General features: G+C 71.8%; 5 protein-coding genes. 2 read left to right on the plus strand and 3 right to left on the minus strand.

The window, feature by feature from the left end; genetic code table 11:
* On the minus strand, nucleotides 1-614 hold a 614-nt coding region (locus ACXJKL_RS16305), incomplete at its 3' end, for a GNAT family N-acetyltransferase (protein ID WP_457208074.1).
* A gap of 24 nt (nucleotides 615-638) precedes the next feature.
* Between ACXJKL_RS16305 and ACXJKL_RS16310 the strand changes: the two genes are divergently transcribed.
* Nucleotides 639-1091 (plus strand): DUF6973 domain-containing protein, encoded by a 453-nt coding sequence (locus ACXJKL_RS16310; RefSeq protein WP_457208075.1) that lies wholly within the window; start codon nucleotides 639-641, stop codon nucleotides 1089-1091.
* Here the strand turns inward: ACXJKL_RS16310 and ACXJKL_RS16315 are convergent.
* The gene (locus tag ACXJKL_RS16315) at nucleotides 1078-2331 is read right to left on the minus strand and encodes a kynureninase (protein ID WP_457208076.1); all 1254 of its coding nucleotides are present in this window, start codon (nucleotides 2329-2331) and stop codon (nucleotides 1078-1080) included. The genes ACXJKL_RS16310 and ACXJKL_RS16315 overlap by 14 nt on opposite strands.
* A 167-nt stretch (nucleotides 2332-2498) precedes the next feature.
* Here ACXJKL_RS16315 and ACXJKL_RS16320 point away from each other — a divergent pair, with 167 nt between their 5' ends.
* Nucleotides 2499-3107: a hypothetical protein gene (locus ACXJKL_RS16320; RefSeq protein WP_457208077.1), complete on the plus strand. Its 609-nt coding sequence runs from the start codon at nucleotides 2499-2501 to the stop codon at nucleotides 3105-3107.
* A 161-nt stretch (nucleotides 3108-3268) separates the two neighbouring features.
* Here the strand turns inward: ACXJKL_RS16320 and ACXJKL_RS16325 are convergent.
* A partial coding sequence (locus ACXJKL_RS16325) for a dihydroxy-acid dehydratase domain-containing protein (protein ID WP_457208078.1) occupies nucleotides 3269-3991 on the minus strand: 723 nt, incomplete at its 5' end.

Genomic DNA, 3991 nt, shown 5'->3' on the forward strand with positions numbered 1-3991 from the left:
AACCCCGACCGGACGGTGGGCCACTCGGTGTCGGTCACCGAGAACCAGTCGGTGTCGCGGTTGCGTCCCTTGTAGACCATCGCGTTGCGGAAGCGGCCCTCGTAGGTGAACCCGTAGCGGACGGCGGCCCGGCGCGACGGCTCGTTGCGGGAGTCGCACTTCCACTCGTAGCGGCGGTAACCGAGGTCGTCGAACGCATGGCGCATCAAGAGGTGCTGGGCCTCGGTGGCGGCCCTGGTCCGCTGGAGCCGCTCGCCGTACAGCACGGCGGCCACCTCCACCGAGCCGTGCGCCGGCTCGAGCCGCATCCACGACACGACGCCCTCGACCGTCCCGCTGGACCTGGGCACGATCGCCCACGTGAGGGACCCGGTCGCGGACGCCCACGCCTCGCAGTACTGCCGGGCCTGGGCCAGGTCGCGGGGCGGCTCGTCGGGACGGTAGGTCCACAGCCGCGGCTCGGACACGCGCTCGAGCAGCTCCCGACCGTGCTCGGCGGTGACGGGCACGAGGTCGACGTACGTCCCGGCGAGGACGGCCCGCCGTGGCCGCGGTGCTCCGTGCCACGCGACCGGCTCCCCGATGGCCTGCCCGAACTCGTTGGTGCGTGTCATGCGCACATCTGACACGGTGGGGCGATGGGATCGCCACTCGATGCGCTCAAGAAGGCCGCGCAGGCCGTCGCCGGGGCTCCGCACGTCTTCAACGCCGCGCGCGGAGCAGGGGCCAGCAGCTCAGCGGCCGCCGATGTGATGGCGGCCTCCGCGGCGGYCATCCAGGTGGCGGCGTCGCAGACCGACGGGACGCCGGGCATGCAGAACGCGATCCGCCACTTCGTGTGGCAGGCCTACATCGCCGGGCGGCACGGGGCGGCCGTGGCGGAAGCGGTCGCCGCTGCCCACGAGGAGGGACGCGACACCCCCCACGACACCCGCGTGGACCTGCACAACAACGCCGTCGGCCGCGCGTACGGCGTCGCTCACTCGGCCGAGATCGGACAGGGCTCGCTGCCCGACGCCCTCGGACGGCTGGCCGTCGTCGCGAAGGAGAAGTGGGCCACCGACGAGCTGGTCTGGGTCACGCCGCACTGAAAAGGTCGCGGATGGCGGCCATCCCGGCGTGCACCTCGGCGTACGACGTCGACAGCGGCGACAGGCCGATCCGCAGGCCGCCGGGGTCGCGGTAGTCGGGGATGACGTCGCGCTCCCAGAGCGCAGCGGTGAGCTCGCGCATCCGGTCGTGGTGCAGCGTCACGTGCCCGCCCCGCAGCGCGGGGTCGCGAGGCGACGCCAGGCTCACGCCGTGCTCGGCCAGCCACGCGTCGGCGAGGTCCACGGCGTAGGACGTGAGCGCCTGCGACTTGGCGCGCACCGCGTCGATGCCGGCCCGGTCGAGCAGCGCGAGCATGTCCTGCATGGCGAGCATGCCGACGACGGCGGGCGTGCCCGAGATGAAGCGGCGGATGCCGCCCGACGGCTGGTAGCCCGGCCCCATGAGGAACGGGTCCGCGTGGCCCATCCACCCCTGGATCGGCTGTTGGAGGGCCGGCGCGCCGGTCCCCCCGTCCAGGTGGCGCCGGGCGACGTAGGCGAAGGCCGGCGACCCGGGACCGCCGTTGAGGTACTTGTACGTGCACCCGACCGCCAGGTCCACGCCCCAGCGGTCCAGCTCGACGGGGACGGAGCCGGCGGAGTGGCACAGGTCCCAGACCACCAGGGCGCCGGCGTCGTGGATCACGGGCGTGATGGCCTCGATGTCGGCCAGGTGGCCCGAGCGGTAGGCGACCTGGCTGAGGACCACGACAGCCGTCCGCTCCCCCACCGCCGCCCGCACCTGCTCGACGGTGACGCCCGCCTCGCGCTCGACCTCGATCCACCGCACCTCGAGCCCGCGCTCGGCGGCGATCCCCTCCACGATGTAGCGGTCGGTGGGGAAGTTGTCGGAGTCGATGACGATCTCGCTGCGGCCCGGACGCGCGTCGACGGCGGCGCGGATGAGCTTGTAGAGCAGCACGGTGGTCGAGTCCCCGACGGTGGTCTGTCCCGGCGCCGCGCCCAGGCTGACCCGGGCGATCTCGTCACCGAGGGTGAGGGGCAGGTCGTACCAGCGCTCGTCCCAGCCGCGGATGAGGCGAGTGCCCCACTCCTCCTCCACGAAGGAGCGCAACCGGTCCCCGGTGACGGCCAGGGGGCGGCCCAGCGAGTTCCCGTCGAAGTAGACGAGCGAGGTGTCCGCGCCGACGAACTCGGCCCGGTGGGCGGCCAGCGGATCGGCGGCGTCGAGGGCGGCGGCATACGCCGCGGTGGTGGCGAAGGTGGCGAGGTCGCTCATGCGGACACCTTCTCAGACGTCTCTCCCGGGACGCCCTCCCGCGCCGCAGCGGCTCCGGCGGTGACTCCACCCGCAGGGAGGGGCGCCACTGTCCCTCATCTCAAATGGGTACGAAGGTTCAGTCGGAGGACCCGCTGTCAGCGGGACCGGACTCTTGGGAGGATCCAATGATCAACAGCATTCGCACCGCGACCGTCGCGTTCGTCGCGATGGTCGCCATGGCCGTAGGCCTCAGCACCGTCGGCATCGCCCCCGCCACCGCCGCACCCGGCGACTGGACCACCGTCGCGAAGACGGCCGAGGGCAAGATGCGCAGCAAGCTCGTCGGGGAGACGTCCACGGGCCGCAAGGTCACCGGCTCGTTCACGCCGAGGCGCTTCGTCGAGAAGAACGGCGCGGTGGTCGCGAAGGGTGTCATCAAGGGCGCCTACACGACCAAGTCCGGTGCCACCAAGACCTTCAAGGTCAAGCGCGCCGTTCCGGTCAAGAAGGCCAACGGCACCCCGCTCACCGCCCGCGCGGCCAACCACCGTGCCGACTGCGACATCCTCAACCTGGTGCTCGCCCCGCTGGACCTGAACGTCCTCGGGCTCACCGTCCACCTCGACCGCGTCGTGCTCGACATCGTCGCGGTCTCGGGTGCCGGCAACCTGCTCGGCAACCTGCTCTGCGCGGTCGCCGGGCTCCTCGACCAGGGTGGCCTGCTCAGCAACCTGCTGGGCCAGATCACCGATCTGCTCAACCAGATCCTGGGTCGCCTCGGGCTCCCTGCCTGAGCCAGCCGAACCGGGGGCAGCGCAGGCCTTTGTTTGTCTCCTGCGCTGCCCTACAGTTGACGTGAGACGTCATACGTCTTGGACCAGCCCCGATCAACCCCCCGGCGATCTGGGGCTGGGTCCTATTTGGGGGCCTCGTCGGTGGGGTCCCGCTCGGCGCATCAGCTCGTGACCGCGCCGTGCGCGGCGGACTGCACGACCTTGGCGTACTTGCCGAGGACCCCGCGCGTGTACTTCGGCGGGATCGGCTCCCAGCCCACCCTGCGGGCCTCCCACGAGTCGCTTCCCTCGGCGGGCTCCACGTCCAGGGTCTGGTTGGCGACGTCGAGGGTGATCTGGTCGCCGTCGCGGATGAACGCGATCGGACCTGCGTCCACGGCCTCGGGGGCGATGTGGCCCACGCAGAGCCCGGTCGTGCCACCGGAGAAGCGTCCGTCGGTGATGAGCAGGACGTCCTTGCCCAGGCCGGCACCCTTGATCGCGCCGGTGATGGCGAGCATCTCGCGCATGCCGGGACCGCCCTTGGGACCCTCGTAGCGGATGACGACGACGTCGCGGGGCTTGATCTCGCCGGCGGTCAGGGCGTCGAGCGCCTTGCGCTCGCCGTCGAAGACGCGAGCGGTGCCGGTGAAGGTCGAGTCGTCGAACCCGGCGCTCTTGACGACGGCTCCCTCGGGGGCCAGCGAGCCGGTGAGGATGGTGATCCCGCCGGTGGCGTGGATGGGGCGGTCGAGGTTGCGCAGCACCTCGCCGTCGACGTGCTGGGGCGCGAGGGCCTCGATGTTCTCGGCCATGGTGCGGCCGGTGACGGTGAGGGTGTCGCCGTGCATGAGGCCGGCGTCGAGCAGCGCCTTCATCACGACCGGGATGCCGCCGATCTTGTC

It is taken from the genome of Nocardioides sp. P5_C9_2, assembly GCF_054049555.1.